Consider the following 17,432-nt stretch of genomic DNA (forward strand, 5'->3'; position numbering starts at 1 on the left):
GGCGACGCTCATCATCGGCAAAGAACTCGAAATCCGCCGTGTGCTCTCGCCCACACACCTTTACAGCTCGGCCTTCATCGTGACGGCGGAACGTCGTGGCTCGCCGACTATCCCCGAGCGATTCTTCCTTCGGGGAGCCGGATGGGGTCATGGCGTTGGCCTCTGTCAGATCGGCGCTGCCGTTATGGCCGTCCGAGGGAAAAAGTATGACGAAATCCTCTCTCACTATTTTCCCGGGTGCGTGGTCGTTCGCCTCTACTCTTGACGGAAGCCGAGCCGGTTGCCGGGGAAAGGGGAGATCGCGTCATACTCACGGAGCCATAAGCCCTCCCGGGTCCGGTGACAGGACAACGCCCTTTGCTGTAACTCATCCTCTCCGTCCTCACGTATCCAATCCGGGACCCATGAGGAGGCGTGGGATCCCAGCGAGAGGGACCGCAGCGCGGACTCTCGAGTCTGCTGAAAACCACTGGCGGGAAAACCCGCGCGACATTTTCGGAGGAGTCCTCAAGGAGCGCGGGCTTCCGCCCGGAACCGAGGAAAATGAAAATCACCCGCAGACTACACCGATGTCACGGCGAGACCATCGGTGTGAATCTGTGAAACCTGTGGCTATTTTCGGAGGAGAAATATGAGACGAACACTGACGCTTTTTGTGATTGTCGCGCTTTTGCTCCCGCTCGCGGGAGCGACACGGGCTCAGGAGCAGGCCGATCCGGTGACGCTCCTGCCTCAGTCCGTTCTCGATGCCATCGCCGATGAGGTCTCCGGCGCACTGGCTTTCAATCACACACTGGAGCTGGGCTCGTACGAGCGAGATCGCTTCCGCGAGGAGTACGAGGGCACCTACCGGGAGAGCGAATATATCTCCCGAATGGCCCGACTCTATGGACTGAGCGATGTTCAAATCGAACGCTTCCGTCAAGAGCGTCCCACCTGGGATGCGGAACAAGGCGATCTCTGGATGATCGAGCCGCAAAAACGCCTCATCATCAGTTACCGTGACGTGACGGCGTGCCTGGCCACGGGCAGTCGGAGCGCTGATGTCACGGCGGAACTCGTCTATGTTGGTCGCGGCGATAAGGAGAGCGATTATCAGGGTCGGGATGTCAAAGGCAAGATTGTGCTCGCCTCCGGTCCTGTCGGAGCTGTTCACACACAGGCCGTGCTGCGCTTCGGCGCGGCGGGCGTCGTTTCCTTCTTCAACGGGACGGGCAAGCCCGTGGACCATCCCGATCAGATCGGCTGGAGCGGTATCGGGGGCTTCGGTGGTTCGCAGGGCGCTCAGCGCGAGCCGACCTTCGGGTTCATCCTCTCGCATCGAATTGGCATGGAACTTCTGGACCGGCTCGAACGAGGACAGAAGGTCGTCGTCCGAGCACAGGTGAAAACAACCGAATACCCCGCCGACATGGAAGTGACGACGGCAACCATCCCCGGTGACGGAACGACCGATCAGGAGATCATGATCGTCGCTCATGTGTTCGAGGGAATCGCTAAGCAGGGTGCCGGAGATAACTTCTCCGGCTCGGCGACGATCCTCGAAGTCGGTCGGGCGATGGTCAAGCTCATCAAGGATGGGATCCTGCCTCGTCCCAGACGAACGATTCGGTTCCTCTGGGTGCCGGAGATCAGCGGGACCACGGCTTATCTTCGGGCTCACCCCGAGGAAGCCAGACGGATCGTCGCGGCCATCAACATGGACATGGTGGGAGTCAATCTCACGAAAAATGGAAGCGCGCTCCGCCTCTATCGCAATCCCGATTCGCTGGCCAGTTTCGTCTCCGATGTGGCCCAGCAGTTCTTCGAGTACGTGGGAGAAACCAACCGCGAGAAGGTTCATAATCGGCGCATCGCCTACGCCTTCTCACGCCCGATTGTGGATCCCACGGGCACGCGCGATCCCTTCTACTACGGCATTGAGAAGTACTACGGCTCAAGCGATCACGTCGTCTTCGTCAATATGGGCATCCCGGCCATCTTTTTCAATCATTGGCCCGACAAAGCCTACCACACGAGCGAAGATCGGCCCTGGAATCTCGACCCCACACAACTGAAGCGAACAGCATTCATCGGAGTGGCGACGGCGAGCGTCCTGGCATCGGCTTCGGCGACTGAGGCCGTTCGGCTAGCTGCCCTCTCGGCAGGTTATGCTCACCGGCGCATCGGTGAAGCGATGAATGAAGCACTGAAGCTGCTGTCGCAAAGTCAACCCGCCGATCTTCCGACGAATTATAAAGAGGCCGTTGCTCTGCTGACTCACGCTTATGACCGGGAAGCGAGGACCATTGCGTCGGTCAAGACAATGGCCGCAGGCAGCTCTGTTGATCCGACAGTGGCCAAGCGGATCGAGCGTATCGAAGCCGAGCTTCGCACCGGACAGACAAATGATCTGGCCCGTCTGCGCAACGCCTTTCAGGCATTGGCCGAACAGTTCGGCATCTCCACAGCGGAACCCGAACTGACCCCGGCCGAACGCACCGCCGCTGCGCTTATTCCGGTGAGGAAATCGGGGGCATCCTCCGCACCGTCGGGAGGGCCCGGTTTCCCACAGGCGTCTGGCGGCGAGACATTGACCGGCTTCCATGCGATGGAAGCCCGTGCCTACGCCGATGGAACGCGCTCCATTCTGGAAATCCGTCAGCACATCAGCGCCGAACTCGGTCCAGTGCCCATCGAGCGCGTCATCGCTTTCTTCCGCGAACTGGAAAAGCGCGGGGAGGTTGAAATCCGTCAGCGATGATCCTCACCGACCCGAAAAGCCATTGGGAACAATTATGAGGCAAGACCCGGCGCCCTCGTTAAGAGGCGCCGGGAATTAAAGCCGGCACGACAATCGAACGAAGCTGCGGGTGCGGCCTGCCGAAGATCGCCCGACATCTGGAGTCAGGTGCTCTGGAACGGCGCACTGCTCATTGTAAACCCACACCGCCTCCCGGAGGACGGTTTGATAAAACCGGCTCTGGCGATCAAATGCTTCCCATTCGTCCCGGGTGTAGACGAAAAGGTCAACCGGGATGGGAAGCTCTGTCGTATTCCACTCCGCTGATCTCCGCTCAAACCGATGGGGCGACGCTTTGACGATGACGATCACATCCAGGTCGCTACCGACGCCCCATTGGCCGCGAGCGTAAGACCCAAAATAACCAATTCGTAAGACGTGTGGTCGCTGACGTCTGAGGGTTTCTGCCCAACCGCGTGTAGCCCGATCAATAGTCTGTCGGTCTGGCCATCTGAGGACGGACGAATTCGATGACCTCACGGGCATAGGTGATAGCCTCCTCGCTTCGTAATGGCCCAAAGTGTTCGAATGGTGCGCCTTCCGTAACTATTGGGATAGCGCGGTGGAATATAAAACCCGTCTAACACCTGAGCCTTCGCAAATCAGCTCCGGGGGAACGACCACTGCCTCAGGGAGTTCCCCAAGAAGCCTGGCAATGACGTGGCCCCAAGCTTCTTGTCCGCAGTGAAGGTGTAACGCCTTGACCGCCTTCTCCGCCGCCTGCTGAGCTGCAAAGCACGCCCATTCATGGCGTTGAGCGCGACGGGAATCCTCTACCTGTTCCAGATCTCTCAGCGGTTGGGCAAACCAATCGTGAGCCCACCTCGGCATGATTCTGTGCCTCCGCCCCAAGTCTGTCCCAGGCCCTCTGGTAGGTCAAGCCACTCTCGAAAAGATTGCGCAACCCAACCATCTCACCAATCAGTTTTTCCACCCTTTAGAGCGTAGATCGCCGAAACACATAAACAAGGTGAAGGTAATCCAACCCCTTGATTCGCCACAAGTGGTTCATGATGGCGATCCTCTCGCTGTTCCATGCAGCAAATCGCCTCGTCTTTTCCCGATCGAACTTACGTTCCCGGATCATTGTGGGACGAGGAAGCAATCCGCCGACAGCCTTTATAATGGGTTTGCAAACCTCCTCTTCATAGTGTCCCGGACACAGGTTCATCCCCGTTTGCTGGAATAAGGGATGGAGTACACTGAGCCGCCATCAGCTTCAACTTTTCCTTGACAGCTCACCTCCACTCACTATACATAGAATAACAGCGGAATGGAGGATGATAGGCATGGCTACGTGAAGTTTGCGTAGTCCTTAACGAATGACATCCAGAAGGGAGTAACTGATTGTGGTCATTTCGGAGACTGCAAAAACACCCATTCATTTTTGGAAGGAGGGAATATGCGATCAAAAAAAATACTCAGGATGCTTCTTGTTTTCGCGACGGGACTTCTGATGGTGGCTCCCGATGTTGTACTCACCCAGGGGCCGGGCTTTCTCGGCCGAGTATTGAACCGACGACTGAGAAAGGTCTACCCAAACTTGACCGCGGCTTTCGCTGATTCGTTGCTTCAGCCCGGTGATATCTTGCTGGCAGCAGGTAATATAACTGAGCCCGGACCGGTCGTGATCCCGACAGGCTGGAGTGGCACCATAATCGGAGAATCACGTCCTGGATTCGCTCCCCGAATCACCCAGACGACACCGGGCACCTGTGATCCTACGTGGGGGGGGTGGCATTAACTGCGTCATTGATGCCCGGCGACGCGGTGGGCTCGTCCAGATCATCGGGCTGACGATCATCGTGCCGGCTACAGTGACTCCGTCTACGGGGATTCAGGCGATCGGTCTGGATCTCACACCACCCATTAATGCCAATCCTCTGACTATCAGGAACTGCCGGATCCAGGGGGCATCACCTACTGGCGCATTTGATGGGATTGTTGTGGCAAGCCGTGGGGGGCCCATCACTATTCAGGAGAATGTCATCACTGGGACCATTCAGGCCACGGCCATCGCTCTTGTTGGTGATGACTTCCTCGGCGGCACTACCCCTGTGACAGCAACCATCCAACGCAACCGTATCACCATCACCGGCGTTGGTACTAACTTCGGAGCGGGGATCGGGTTGACCGGAATTTCCGGTGGTACCGTGATCATCCAACGAAACATTATTGACGGTGGAGGTGCGACCGCTGGTGCGGGATTCGGAATCGGTCTTGGACCCGACCCGACGATCCCTACCACAATCGGAGCTAGCGGCGCCATCATTCGGCGAAATACGGTGCGTAACTTCTCTGATCCCACAACAAACAACGCTCCTGTGCCCGGGACCGGGATTGTCGTTGACGCCTCCCCCGGGGCAGTGGTCGAAGCCAACCTGATTAAAGATAACGTGTGGGGTGTCCTCGTTGACCCGACGGCGCCAACAAGCGGTCCTCCCTTCCCTGTCGTCAAAGACAACAACATCACCTGCACGAATCTAACGACTTGCAAGTCGAGCGGGTTTGTCGGACTGGCGTTCGACCCCTCTAACGTTGGCGTAACTTACAACCTCGACGCGCGAAATAACTTCTGGGGAGCTAATAACGGCCCTGCCGACAGTGCAGCGGGGAGCAACTGCGGGGGAACGACTGCGACGACCTGTGATACTGCTCCGGGTGGTGGCCTGCCTATTTTGACTGGTGGAGCTGATGATTGTGGTACAGCACCCGGGACTGTCAGAGCGTGTCCCTCCCGGTCGTCATCCAACCTCTTTGCCGGCGCGTAAAGGAGCGCATTAGATATTGAGGGTCAAGCCGATAGCGGGGCTGGAGGCGAGCCAACCTCACACAGTACTGGCCTCCGGGGAAAGCGGCTTGTCCCTCGCCCCATCGGAGATGGGAGAGCCTCCAGCCCCATTCCCTGTGCACCAGCTCTCCAGGTGGTTGCCCGTTTTGTCCTGGGATCACTTGAGCAAAAGCAACCAGTCAACGATTTGCTGTCGTTGCTCACTCGAGAGGGTCGGAAAGTGAGCGGGCATCGGGTCTTTCAGGCCATACTGACGAGAATCTTCCAGCATGGAAAGCAGATCCTCCCGACTACGACGTGGCTTAAGCGCGACACCAATCAGAGGCGGTCCGATCTTCCCCTCACCATAAGAACCATGGCACAGAGCACAGGTCGTGACAAAAGCCGGTGGGGGAGGGGGATAAGCCCCCGCCTGCGCTCCCGTCGGCACAGTGCCGGTCGTCCCGCTCGCCGAAGCGGGTTCCGATGCTCCGGCAGCAATAGGTTTGTCCAGCGCCAGCAGCCAATCGGCCAGTGCTGCGAGATCTTCAGCAGCGAGCTGCTTGAATCGGGGCATGGACCCCGGCAAAACGTCTCGGTTGTGGCCCGCCACGTAGTCAATGATGAATTGTCGGGATAGCTTACGGGTCTGGGCGATCTTAACCAGCGCTGGAGCCACCGGTCCTCCGAGACCATCAGCCCCATGGCAATGGGCGCAGTTGGCGAAATAAATCTTGAGCACCCGCTCACCTGCTACGAGAGGACTCTTCACGGGCGACATCATGATGGGAACTGAACGTCCGATTTCCTGAGGGATAAAGGAGGCCCGGAGGAATGCTTGCGTCTCCTGCTTCTGCGCGCGAAACCTCGCACTCATTTCAGGATCAGCGGCATCGCTCAATTTCAACACAACTCCGAGGCTCACACTACCCACCAGAAGAACAGCCATCACACTGACGGCAATCGGTCGCCGTAAGGGATGCCGCTCCGGTCGCCGATCAAGAAACGGCAACAGAAAGAAACCGATCAAAATTATCACCGGCAGAATGACCGTCGGGATTATCGCCAGCTTGTCGGGGAAGTACTGCAAGAGCTGATACAGGGGCAAAAGGTACCAGGGCGGCCGCCCTAGAAAATCAGATGCCGGATCCGCCTGAGGACCCAACTCGGCCGGCACCCGAACCGCGAGCACCAGGAGTGCCATGAAAACGAGGAAGACGACGAGCATATCTTTAAAAAGCTGGCCGGGATAATAGGGCTCGACGCGCGCTGTCTCTTCGGGCTGATAGGGTCCGGCGCGACCCACGCGCCGGATGAGATAGAGATGCACGGCAACCAGAATCACCAGCAAAAGCGGCAAGAGAAAAACATGTAGCACAAAAAATCGCGAGAGGGTGAGCGTCGTCACATCCGGGCCGCCGAGAAAGACGCGCCGCACGATCCGACCGACGCCGGGAACTTCACCAATTTCGCCCATCAGGACCTTGGTTCCAAAATAGGCTGCCTGATCCCAGGGCAGCAAATGCCCCGTAAAAGCCAGCCCGATCACCACCGGGACCGTGAGAAGACCGACGATCCAGAGCAGCTCACGCCGGTCTTTGTAAGCTCCAAAGAGGTACGCACGCAGCAAGTGAGCCAGCAAAAGGATGATCATCGCACTGGAGCCGTACACATGCAATCCACGGATAATCCCCCCCATCGGCACGACCTTGTGAATATAAGCGACGCTGGCATGGGCATGATCTGCCGACGGAACATAGTACAGCGCCAGGACGATCCCAGTGGCCGCCTGGAGCACAAAGAGAAAGAGCAATGCACCACCCAAGGCATAGGCCAGCCGCGCCCCTCCCGGAATAGGCTCATCTCGAAGGAATGAGATCAGGCGCGAGATTCCCGTTCGTTCCTCCACCCAGTTGGAGACAGTCCCCATGATCCTCACTCTCCTTTCACCGGCGATTTGCGGAGGAATATCGAGATCGCGCATCTATCCTCCGCGCTCAGGATGAAATCGTGACTTTTTCTCCGGACGCCTCTTCTTCAGGCCAGTGAGAGATCAACCGTTGCCCTCAGAGCGGTTGCTTCTCCGCGATGCCCTGACGAAAGAGGCGATATTTCACCTGAAGCACGCCGCCCTGGATGCGGTAATCGAGTGTGTCCATTGCGCGCGGAGCCGGCCCACCGAGCTTCTCGCCGCGGCGGTCCCAGGCACTCCCATGACAGGGGCAGATAAATCCATCATCGGCAGCATTGATGGTGCACCCCTGATGCGGGCAGATGGCGGAGTAGACGACCAGGTTTTTCCGGCTGTGCTTCACGACCCAGATAAGCTGCTGCGTATTGAAGCGTCCCCAGCCAACATCCTGTGACACGACGACGGCCTGTTTTATGGGCTCTCCGACGGGAATGTCATCAACCGGCCCCACCGAGATCCACTCCTCCTCGGCCTCCGATGTTTTTCTCCAGGCCGAATGCAGCCCGAAGCGAGCGAAGAGGAAACTCAGCACTCCCACAATCGTTGTCCCCATCAGCCCGACCAGAATGCCGAGAAAGGATCGTCGGGCCGGAGCCGGCGCTTGCTCTCTCGCAGAACCAAAGGCAACCGAGCCGCGCTCGGGTTGATAGGAGGATGTCTCAGTCATTGATTCTGACCGATTCGCACCGCTATGATTCACCGACTCCATAGCCAGGGCTCTCCCCTTGAGTGTTCCATACAGGCATATTGTTGTTGAGACTCCGAGAAACCCTCACCACTCACTGTGACTGCGAAAGGATGAGGAGAATAGCACATTCCGGACAAACATGTAAGTTCCGTCAAGCAGCCTTTGCCGGCAAAATGCCCTCCGCGCCAACGATGGAGAAGTTTTTCGGCGCAGCCCTCGGAGGAGCGCGTATCGGCTTCCGCACGACTTGATCCGACTCCGCCCGCGTGGGTCGGCGTTAACCTCGATCTCGCTGATGGCCAATTGGCCCGCCAATAAGCGAAATTTACCGGCAGCTAAGAATTTTCAATTTGCCTTCAGAATCATTTTGTGACACTCTTTCGCACGGTGAGTGGGATATTCGAGATGAAACGGCAAACCAGACATGCCGGCTATCACCGCGACTTCCGTCGAAGCGGTGAGGGCCGACCCGGCGCGGCTTTCTCCCATCCTGTCTCCGGGGGAAGCCACCGTCTCATCCTCACGATTATTATTGGAGGGTTGATTATCCTGCCCGGGTCGGGCAGCGGGTGATGGCACGGCACCACGAGGCGAAGTCAAAGGCCATTATCCGCTGCTCCCGGATAATGGCCTTTTTCGTTTTTCGGGAGAAGGGACGATGAGCTGATGGCCACGAAATGAGAGCACGGACGCCAGCGGTATGGCGGGCAGGGCAGATGATCGAGGGGTACCCTCACGATGGGTGCTCAAAAATCAGGCGTCGTGGGATGCCGCCCACTCACGACGGATGCTGCTCCTCGTTGCGGAGGCCGCAAGCTACTCATTTCGTGGCTCCGATTCGTTGAAATCTTTGAATGGACCCTATGCTGAGTGGTTGGAGGGAGGTTATGAAAATCGCCATCTACGACACGACACTCCGAGACGGCACACAGGGAGAGGATGTCAGCTTCTCCGTCGAAGACAAGATGATGATTGCGCGGAAGCTGGACGAGCTGGGAGTAGATTACATTGAAGGCGGCTGGCCGGGATCGAACGTGCGGGATGCCGCTTTCTTCAAACGGGCACGGAACCTTCGCTTAAAGCACGCGCGACTGGCCGCCTTCGGCAGCACGTGCCACCCCAAACATCATGTCGAAGAGGATCCCAACCTGCGGTCGCTCATCGAGGCGGAGACTCCGGTCGTCACCATCTTCGGCAAGACCTGGGACTTCCACGTGAAGAAGGCCCTCGGCATCACGCTGGAGCGCAACCTTGAACTCATTCACGATTCGGTCGCCTACTTGAAAGCGCTCGGACGAGAAGTCATCTACGATGCCGAGCACTTCTTCGACGGATTCTTCGCCAACCCCGATTACGCTCTGGCGACGCTGGAGGCTGCTGCCCGAGGGGGAGCCGATGTCATCGTTCTGTGCGATACCAACGGAGGGACGCTGACGAGCAGACTCATCGAGGCGATTGATGCCGTGCGACCGAGGTTGCCCGTCCCGTTAGGGATCCATGCTCACAATGATTCCGACCTGGCGGTGGCTAATTCCATAGCGGCGGTGGAGCACGGCATCACGCATGTTCAGGGAACGATCAACGGATACGGCGAGCGGTGCGGTAACGCCAATCTGTGTTCGATCATTCCCAACCTGGAATTGAAGCTGGGCCTGCGAACGATCGGAAGAGAGAGGTTGCCGCTTCTAGTTGGCGTCTCTCGCTTCGTCAGCGAGCTGGCCAATCTGCCTCACTTTTGCCGTCAGCCCTTCGTCGGGCAGAGCGCCTTCGCTCATAAAGGCGGCGTGCATGTCAGCGCGGTGATGAAGGACGCGGCCACCTACGAGCATATTCAACCGGAACTCGTCGGCAATCGCCGGCGCGTGCTCATTTCCGATCTGTCGGGCAAAAGCAACATCCTCTATAAAGCGGCGGAGATGGGAATCAACCTGGAGGCCACCGATGAACGGCTTCAGCCCGTGTTGGAACGACTGAAGGAGCTGGAACATGACGGCTACCAATTCGAGGCCGCCGAAGGATCGTTTCGACTTCTACTGGAGCAAGCGCTCAATGGGCGGTACGAATTTTTCCATGTCGAAGGCTTTCGTGTGGTGAGTGAACGGACCCGGGAGGGCCGACCTCGGTCAGTGGCCACCGTTCATGTGCGCGTCGGCGACAAAGAACAACACGCGATGGCTCAAGGGAAAGGACCGGTGCTGGCCCTTGACCGGGCCTTGCGAAAGGCTCTCAGCCAGTTCTTCCACTGCCTCAACGAGATCCGTCTCACTGATTACAAAGTCCGCGTCCTCAACGCCGAGAAAGGAACAGCGGCCAAAGTTCGCGTGCTCGTTCAAACCAGCGACGGCGACGATACCTGGAGCACGGTGGGCGTTTCTGAGAACATTCTCGAAGCGAGCTACCAGGCCCTGGTGGATGCCGTCACCTACAAGCTGGTGAAGACCTACGGGAAACCACCGGTCAAGGGTGACGGACAGGAGGGGACGCGAGGCGAGGAAACCTACAGCCACCAGTACGGATGGGGGGTATGAGCCATGACCTACGTTCCCGATCACGACACGCTCAAGAAGATGCTCTACTATCTCAAACTCACCCGGGAAGCCGAGCACCGTATCGAACGCGTCCTCTATCGGCAGGGGAAAATTGTCGGCGGCGTCTATGTCGGTCGCGGCCAGGAGGCCATCGGCGTGGGCAGTGCAATTCATCTGCGCCCTGACGATGTGGTCGCGCCAAGCCACCGCGATTTGAGCGTCTTTCTCATTCGCGGCATCCCGCTCGGCCAGATCATGGCCCAGTACATGGGCCGACGTACCGGCGTGACCAAAGGCAAGGACGGCAATATGCACATGGGCGACATGAGTCGGTACATCATTGCCTTCCCCAGCCAGATGGCTGATACCGTTCCCGTAGCCGCCGGATGTGCCCTCGCTTTCAAGATACGCCGGGAAGATCGCGTCGCCTTCTGCTACTTCGGCGATGGAGCCACAAGCCGGGCCGATTGGCACGAGGGATTGAACTTCGCGTCAGTGGCCCGGTTGCCGATTGTCTACATCTGCAACAACAACCAGTATGCCTACTCGACACCGATTCATCGGCAGATGGCCGTCAAGAATGTTGCCGACCGAGCCGTCAATTACGGCATTCCGGGCTGGATCGTGGATGGCAACGACGTGCTTGATGTCTATCGGGCGACGCGGGAAGCAGCGGAACGAGCCCGTCGGGGGGAAGGCCCCACGCTCATCGAATGTAAAACCTTTCGCATGACGGGCCATTCGGCTCACGACGACGCCTTCTATGTCCCGCCGGAGCTCTTCCAGGAGTGGAAAGCGAAGGACCCCATTGTACGGTTGAGCCGCCTGCTCATAGAGCGCGGAATTATGAATGCTGAGGAGATCGAAGCCCTCGACCGGCGGGTGACGACCGAAGTGGATGAGGCGGTCGCGTGGGCTCAGGAGAGTCCCTATCCTGACCCGTCCGAGTGCCTGGACGGTTTGTATGCCGCCCCCCAGCAATAAGACGCAACGCCTCGGCGCCGAGGCGGGCAGAGATCGGTCTCTTCCCTGCCCCCTCGCTTTCCGGTTCAGTCTCTTTTTTGTCACCCGAGATGGAGGACGGGGTGACGACTATCGCGGCGAGGACGCCCGCTGAGTGGCCGGCCGGTTGATGGCCTCAATGTTCAACTCGATCTTCACATCGTTGCCGACGACCACACCACCCGCATCGAGCGCGCGATTCCATGTGACGCCGAAATCCTGGCGATTAATTGTGAGGCTGGCCTCGACGCCGATCCGGGTGTTGCCCCGTTGATCCTTCACCTTGCCGGTGATGGTAAATGGAATCGCCACTTCTCGGGAAACGCCCCGAATGGTGAGCGTCCCGATGCACACGTAATCGGCGCCCCGCTTCTCGATGCGCTTGCTGACGAAGGTGATCTCCGGATACTTCTCGGCATCGAAGAAATCAGCGCTCCGCAAATGGCGGTCACGATCGGCATTCTCCGTGTTGATACTGGCCGTCTTGATCGTCACCGAAACCGAGGACTTCGTGATGTCTTGCTCATCGTAAAGGATGGTCCCGGAGAAGTCGGTAAACCGCCCGCGCACATTGGTGACCATCATGTGGCGGACGCTGAAGCCGATCCAGCTGTGGGACACATCAATGACGTAGGTGTCCGCGCCCCGAGCAGAAGATGTCAGGCTCGCGACGAAAACGAGAACACCGATTATCCGTTTGTACCTCATCGGTTACATCCTCCTCTCCTAATGTTGATCAAGCGCTCGATACATGACAGAAAGGTCGTCCCGAAATTCCCACTTCTCCCTCACCTTGACTTTCACTTGTATCCGGTGTAGAGATGATCTGTCAAGTATGCACTTGAAGGTAAGATAGTTTCGCGATGGAAACTAGCCAGAAACAGCGAGGACGGAAAAAAGAGGTTGAGTGTCCCGTCGAGGCGACCCTCGCCATCATCGGTGGGCGGTGGAAGGTTCTCATCCTGCGAGAACTGATGACGGGACCGAAACGATTCGGCCAACTCCATCGCGCCCTCGCCGGCATTACCCAGAAAATGTTAACGCAACAACTCCGGGAGATGGAACGAAATGGTATTCTGACACGCACCGTCTACCCTCAAATTCCACCCCGCGTCGAGTATGCGTTGACGGAATTGGGGAAAAGCCTCCGGCCCGTGCTGGCCGCGATGCATCGGTGGGGAGTGCGGCATCTGGACCGACAGAAAGAGAAATCCCCTGCGACCATAGGGGAGGCCAGGTCGTTCAAGAAGTAGCGCCACCGTGAGGAGGTCATTCCGATTGGGCGAGCGGGAATGAGCTGTGTAACTTTTTATGCCACGACATTCGTATCCACTTTGTCAGAAGCGATGTTTACCAGGGAAGGAATGGTGTACGATGAGGCAAAGAGCAATCACGCGGAGGGGGAGAATCATTGAGCGACAGCATCGGCGCGAGATCACCCGGCGAGGTCCCCGGTGGTATGTCCTTGTAGCCTTCACTCCTTTGCTTGTCCTACCGGTGGGATGCAAAAGCGGCACCTCGACCTCTGGCTCGCTCAGTCCCGCCAGCGCTCATGTTCAAGAACCGAAGAGGGTGAGGACGGTTCCCGTCTCTGAGCGCACCGTGGAACGCATCGTGGTGGCCATGGGGACGTTGGCGGCCTATGATCAGGCGACATTGCGGGTGAAAGTGCCTGGCCGACTTCAGGCGATCACTGTTGATCTGGGGAGCGTCGTCCACCAGGGACACTTGATTGCCCAGATCGAACCGCAAGACTACCAGATTCGCGTCCAGCAAGCCGAAGCGGCGCTCGCCCAAGCGCGTGTTCGGCTGGGATTGCCGCCGGAAGGAACGGATGATCGAGTTGATCCGGAACAAACGGCGACGGTACGGCAAGCGCGAGCACTGCTGGAAGAAGCCCGCGCCACGCGCGACCGCTCGCTCCAGCTCTATGAAGAAGGGATCATCTCACGGGCGAAACTCGATACGGATGAAGCTGCCTATAAAGTGGCTCTGAGCCGGTACCAGGATGCGCTGGAGGAAGTTCGGAACCGGCAAGCGGTGCTTCTGGAACGGCGGGCGCAACTGATGCTGGCGCGACAACAACTGAGCGATACTTCGATCATCGCTCCATTTGATGGGATGATCCAGGAACGACACACGAGTGTGGGAGAGTTTCTGGCTGCCGGCGCTCCGGTGGTGACGCTGGTGCGCGTGGACCCGTTGCGATTGCGAGCGGATGTCCCCGAGCGCGACGCCCGCGCCGTTCGGGCCGGTCAGCTCGTGCGCGTCACCATCGAAGGCGATGCGACCATATACACGGGCCGGATCGTGCGCCTGAGTCCGACCATCACCGCTCAGAATCGCATGTTAATGGTCGAGGCCGAAGTGCGGAATAACGGGCGATTGCGCCCCGGCGCCTTCGCTCGCGTTGAGATCGTGACCGACGACCGAAGCAAGGCATTGACAATTCCGACAAGCGCGATTGTGACCTTCGCGGGAATCGAAAAAGTCATCCTCGTTCGTGACGGCAAGGCCGTCGAACGTCCCATTACCACCGGGCGCCGCACGTCGGAATGGGTGGAGGTGGTGTCCGGCCTCACCCCGGAGGATCGAGTAGTGGTTGATCCGGGAAATCTTCAGTCAGGGCAGCCGGTCACCGTCATCGAGTGAGGGCCAGCGGCATAGCCGGTGGGGTGCCCTGATGCTTCAACGTTGAGGATGGTATGCAAAAGCTCGCAGAAATCTGTATCCGACGCCCTGTCTTCGCTACCAACATCATTCTCGCTCTCGTCGTGGTAGGAGCGGCGAGTTATTTTCGTCTCGGGGTAGATCGGTTCCCCTCGGTGGACCTTCCGACGGTTAGCGTGCGCACGGTCTTGCCTGGAGCCTCGCCGGAAGAAGTGGAGACGCAGGTCTCGCAACGAATCGAAGAGGTCGTCAACACGGTCGAGGGGATATACGAATTGCGCTCGGTGTCCGGGCCGGGGGTGTCGCTGGTGATCGCCACATTCAACCTCGATCGGGATATTGATGCTGCCGCTCAGGACGTGCGCGATCGAGTGGCTACCGTCCTGCGGGATTTGCCGCGCGATGCCGATCCGCCGATCATCTCTAAATTCAATAACGACCTCTCGCCCGTTCTCACCGTCGCCGTCTCAGCGGACCGGCCTTTGCGAGAGCTGACGGAGATCGCCGATAAGATCGTGCGACGCCAGCTCGAACGATCCACCGGCGTGGGCGAGGTCCGACTGGTGGGTGGACTGGAGCGAGCGATTAACGTGTGGGTGGATGCGGAACGCCTGGCCGCGTATCAGATTCCCATCACAGCCGTGCGCGCGGCCATCGTGCGACAGAACGCCGACGTGCCGGGTGGAAACGTTACCGCCGGCCCGCGCGAGCAGACGCTTCGCACGATGGGGCGGATCACCGATCCTCGCGAATTCAACGATCTGGTGATCGCCACCGTCAACGGGACTCCCATTCGCGTGCGCGACATCGGCTGGGCGGAGGATGGCACGAAGGAGCAACGCTCGGTCGCCCGGTTGAACGGCGTCCCCACGGTGACGCTCGAAGTTCGCCGCCAGTCCGGTGCCAACACGGTGGAAGTCATCGAGGCGGCCAAAGCCAAGCTGCGTCAGATTCAATCCCAGCTCCCGGCTGATGTCCGCCTGGAGATCATTCGAGATCAATCGCGGTACATCTACGAAGCCCTTCACGAGATCAACCTCCATCTCATCGTCGGCAGTTTGCTCGCCAGCCTGGTGGTGCTGTTGTTTATGCGGAGCTGGCGCTCGACGATCATCGCCGGCATTGCCATCCCGGCCTCGGTCGTCTCCACCTTCGGCATGATGTGGGCGCTCGACTTCACCCTGAACAGCGTGACGATGCTGGCCCTGGTGCTGATGGTGGGCATCGTCATTGATGATGCTATTGTCGTTCTGGAGAACATCTTTCGCTTTGTCGAAGAGAAGAAGATGCGTCCCTTTGAGGCGGCACGGGCGGCTACCGCTGAAATTGGCCTGGCGGTCATGGCCACGACCTTCAGCCTGGCCGTGATTTTCATCCCCGTGTCGTTCATGTCCTCCATTTCCGGCCGCTTCCTCTTCCAATTTGGCCTCACCTCCGCCGTGGCCGTCCTGGTGAGCCTGCTCGTCTCCTTCACCCTGACGCCGATGATGAGCGCCCGGCTGCTCCGGGTGAAGGATGCGGGTCACGGTCTGGCAAAGTCGCGCACCGGCTTCTATGCCTGGATTGATCGTACGTACACTGCCCTTCTCGTCTTCTCCATGCGTCATCGGTGGGTAGTGGCGACGACAGCCGTTCTGGTGATCCTTTCTTCGATCCCCCTCTATCAAAAAGTCCGACAGGAGTACATTCCCAGCGATGTTGACGAAGGGGAATTTGAAGTCGGCGTCACGGCTCCCGAAGGAACGAGCATCGCCGCCATGAATCAGATCATGCAATCCATCGAAGCCGATCTTTTGGCGACGCCCGGCGTGCGTCTGGTGCTCGCGTCGGCCGGAGGAGGCTTCCTCGGCGGGGTGAATCAAGGCAATGCCTACGTGCGCATCGCCCCTCACGAAGAGCGCAAGTTCTCGATCTCCCGCCTGATCAAGGCCACCCTGAGGGGAGATCCGCTGGACGCCTTCCGGGGCAACTACAGCCAGCGCGACGTCATGCAGGAGGTTCGCCGTCGGTTGCGCAAATACCCCGATCTCCGGACCTCCGTCCGCAACGTTCCCTCGTTCAATATTGGCGGCGGTAACTTTGAGATTGATTTCGTCATTCGAGGTCCCGATCTCCACCAACTGGCGGCCTATGCCGAGCGACTGCGGAAGCAGTCGAGCGAGCTGGGAATCATTGACGCCGACACGACGCTCAAACTCGATAAGCCGGAGTTGCGCGTGGAGATTGATCGGGATCGCGCCGCCGCTCTCGGCGTTTCAACCGATGACATCGCCACCGCTCTCCGCATCATGGTCGGAGGCGATGAGCGCGTCTCGCGCTATCTCGATCCCGCGCTTAACGAAGATTACTACGTGCAACTGCGTTTGACCGATGGTGATCGGAATGATCCGGCGACGATCTCCCGGCTCTATGTTCCGCGACAGGGCGGCGGGCTCGTCCGGCTGGATAATGTCGTGCGTCTTGTTCCCGCGACGATTGCCTCGCGGATTGATCGGCTGGATCGCCAGCGCCAGGTGAGCTTACGGGCTCAGGTCGCTCCGGGATATGGGCTGGCCGACCGGCTCCAGGCCCTTCGGCAAGCAGCGGCAGCCCTCAATATGCCCGCCACCTATACGACGAGCGTGGCCGGACGGGGGCGCGAACTCGAACGTACCTTCCGCGAGTTTATCTGGGCGTTCCTTCTGTCGGTGGCCTTCATGTATATGATCCTGGCCTCGCAGTTCGAGAGCTGGATTCACCCGTTCACCATTTTGCTTTCGCTTCCGGTGTCGGTTCCCTTTGCCCTGTTTTCTCTATGGGCGGCGGGAAGTACACTCAACCTCTATTCGGCGCTGGGCATGCTTGTGCTCTTTGGCGTGGTGAAAAAGAACGCCATTCTTCAAATTGACCACACGAACCAGCTTCGAGAGCAGGGGCTCGACCGGCTGTCGGCCATCATACAAGCCAACCGTGATCGCTTGCGCCCCATCCTGATGACGACGCTGGCCCTGGTGGCGGGGATGCTTCCGCTGGCCGTCGGT

The 17,432-nt window shown here is 58.8% G+C and carries 12 protein-coding genes and 1 pseudogene; 8 read left to right on the forward strand and 5 right to left on the reverse strand.

Annotated elements, in window-relative coordinates:
• A partial coding sequence (locus VNM72_03760) for an amidase (GenBank protein HXF04513.1) occupies positions 1–265 on the forward strand: 265 nt, incomplete at its 5' end.
• A gap of 366 nt (positions 266–631) precedes the next feature.
• A complete protein-coding gene (locus tag VNM72_03765; protein ID HXF04514.1) occupies positions 632–2,743 on the forward strand; it encodes a M28 family peptidase in 2,112 nt (703 codons plus the stop codon).
• Between the two features lie 75 nt (positions 2,744–2,818).
• On the opposite strand, the gene VNM72_03770 is transcribed toward VNM72_03765, so the two are convergent.
• Entirely contained in the window at positions 2,819–3,268 is a 450-nt protein-coding gene (locus tag VNM72_03770) for a nucleotidyltransferase domain-containing protein (GenBank protein ID HXF04515.1), read from the reverse strand.
• A pseudogene (locus tag VNM72_03775) lies at positions 3,210–3,613 on the reverse strand (HEPN domain-containing protein). The gene VNM72_03770 and the pseudogene VNM72_03775 overlap by 59 nt, the downstream one beginning before the upstream one ends.
• A gap of 884 nt (positions 3,614–4,497) precedes the next feature.
• Between VNM72_03775 and VNM72_03780 the strand changes: the two are divergent.
• A complete protein-coding gene (locus VNM72_03780) occupies positions 4,498–5,553 on the forward strand; it encodes a hypothetical protein (protein HXF04516.1) in 1,056 nt (351 codons plus the stop codon).
• Between the two features lie 177 nt (positions 5,554–5,730).
• Here the strand turns inward: VNM72_03780 and VNM72_03785 are convergent, their stop codons facing one another.
• Both VNM72_03785 and VNM72_03790 read right to left on the reverse strand, forming a co-directional pair.
• Entirely contained in the window at positions 5,731–7,536 is a 1,806-nt protein-coding gene (locus VNM72_03785) for a cytochrome b N-terminal domain-containing protein (GenBank protein ID HXF04517.1), read from the reverse strand.
• Between the two features lie 82 nt (positions 7,537–7,618).
• Entirely contained in the window at positions 7,619–8,191 is a 573-nt protein-coding gene (locus VNM72_03790) for a ubiquinol-cytochrome c reductase iron-sulfur subunit (protein ID HXF04518.1), read from the reverse strand.
• A gap of 908 nt (positions 8,192–9,099) precedes the next feature.
• Here VNM72_03790 and cimA point away from each other — a divergent pair.
• Positions 9,100–10,740: a citramalate synthase gene (gene cimA / locus VNM72_03795; GenBank protein ID HXF04519.1), complete on the forward strand. Its 1,641-nt coding sequence runs from the start codon at positions 9,100–9,102 to the stop codon at positions 10,738–10,740.
• A gap of 3 nt (positions 10,741–10,743) precedes the next feature.
• Complete coding sequence (locus VNM72_03800) at positions 10,744–11,724, forward strand: thiamine pyrophosphate-dependent dehydrogenase E1 component subunit alpha (GenBank protein HXF04520.1); 981 nt, start codon at positions 10,744–10,746, stop codon at positions 11,722–11,724.
• Between the two features lie 108 nt (positions 11,725–11,832).
• Here VNM72_03800 and VNM72_03805 read toward each other — a convergent pair whose 3' ends face one another.
• Complete coding sequence (locus tag VNM72_03805; protein ID HXF04521.1) at positions 11,833–12,450, reverse strand: YceI family protein; 618 nt, start codon at positions 12,448–12,450, stop codon at positions 11,833–11,835.
• A 155-nt stretch (positions 12,451–12,605) separates the two neighbouring features.
• Here VNM72_03805 and VNM72_03810 point away from each other — a divergent pair, with 155 nt between their 5' ends.
• The 3 genes from VNM72_03810 to VNM72_03820 all read left to right on the forward strand — a co-directional run.
• The gene (locus tag VNM72_03810; protein ID HXF04522.1) at positions 12,606–12,995 is read left to right on the forward strand and encodes a helix-turn-helix domain-containing protein; all 390 of its coding nucleotides are present in this window, start codon (positions 12,606–12,608) and stop codon (positions 12,993–12,995) included.
• 121 nt (positions 12,996–13,116) lie between these two features.
• A complete protein-coding gene (locus VNM72_03815; protein ID HXF04523.1) occupies positions 13,117–14,394 on the forward strand; it encodes an efflux RND transporter periplasmic adaptor subunit in 1,278 nt (425 codons plus the stop codon).
• Between the two features lie 53 nt (positions 14,395–14,447).
• Positions 14,448–17,432, forward strand: a 2,985-nt coding sequence (locus VNM72_03820; protein ID HXF04524.1) for an efflux RND transporter permease subunit, incomplete at its 3' end; no start/stop codon positions are given.

This window comes from Blastocatellia bacterium (genome assembly GCA_035573895.1).
Lineage (GTDB): Bacteria > Acidobacteriota > Blastocatellia > HR10 > HR10 > DATLZR01.

Excerpts from the sequence above, each read along its gene's own strand:
- VNM72_03790 (HXF04518.1), bottom strand. The coding sequence starts at position 8,191 with ATGACTGAGACATCCTCCTATCAACCCGAGCGCGGCTCGGTTGCCTTT.
- VNM72_03810 (HXF04522.1), top strand. The coding sequence starts at position 12,606 with ATGGAAACTAGCCAGAAACAGCGAGGACGGAAAAAAGAGGTTGAGTGT.
- VNM72_03770 (HXF04515.1), bottom strand. The coding sequence starts at position 3,268 with ATGCCCGTGAGGTCATCGAATTCGTCCGTCCTCAGATGGCCAGACCGA.
- VNM72_03765 (HXF04514.1), top strand. The coding sequence starts at position 632 with ATGAGACGAACACTGACGCTTTTTGTGATTGTCGCGCTTTTGCTCCCG.
- cimA (HXF04519.1), top strand. The coding sequence starts at position 9,100 with ATGAAAATCGCCATCTACGACACGACACTCCGAGACGGCACACAGGGA.
- VNM72_03815 (HXF04523.1), top strand. The coding sequence starts at position 13,117 with ATGAGGCAAAGAGCAATCACGCGGAGGGGGAGAATCATTGAGCGACAG.
- VNM72_03805 (HXF04521.1), bottom strand. The coding sequence starts at position 12,450 with ATGAGGTACAAACGGATAATCGGTGTTCTCGTTTTCGTCGCGAGCCTG.
- VNM72_03800 (HXF04520.1), top strand. The coding sequence starts at position 10,744 with ATGACCTACGTTCCCGATCACGACACGCTCAAGAAGATGCTCTACTAT.
- VNM72_03785 (HXF04517.1), bottom strand. The coding sequence starts at position 7,536 with ATGCGCGATCTCGATATTCCTCCGCAAATCGCCGGTGAAAGGAGAGTG.